The sequence below is a fragment of the Pedococcus sp. P1_H8 genome (genome assembly GCF_056405175.1).
This window is the reverse complement of sequence record NZ_JBFUCP010000430.1, coordinates 1-373: the sequence shown is the minus strand read 5'-3', so window position 1 is coordinate 373 and position 373 is coordinate 1. Positions and strand designations below refer to the sequence as shown.

1 protein-coding gene is annotated in these 373 nt (G+C 67.0%); it reads left to right on the top strand.

All coding sequences use genetic code 11. The features are described 5' to 3' along the window. Window positions 1-132 precede the first annotated feature (132 nt). Window positions 133-373: hypothetical protein (locus tag AC1DYG_RS20700; protein ID WP_477641705.1), on the top strand; the 241-nt coding region annotated here is incomplete at its 3' end.

Sequence of the window (373 nt, the reverse complement as noted above, 5' to 3'; positions counted from 1 at the left end):
GCTCTACGACAACCGGATTCGACGGTTCTCCGCGTTGCGGGAATTCGATCGGTTACCGTTCGTCGTCGATGCATCGTCCCGGGGGGCGGGACGGGCATCGGGGCAACGCGACGACCATGGGGGTGAACGCGCGTGAGCACTGTGCGTTTCGTACGCAAGGCGCGGCGGGAGGTGCCGCGCGTTCCCGGCGGCGAACTCAGCCTGCAGTCGCCTCCCGAGGTCCCGAAGGTGGTGCCCGGGAACCTGCTCGCCAAGATGCTGCCCCTGGTGATGGTCGTCGCCGTGCTCGGCATGGTGGCGCTGATGTTCACCTCGGGGATGGCGGCGAACCCGATGTCGCTGCTGTTCCCGGTGATGATGGTCGTCTCGATGC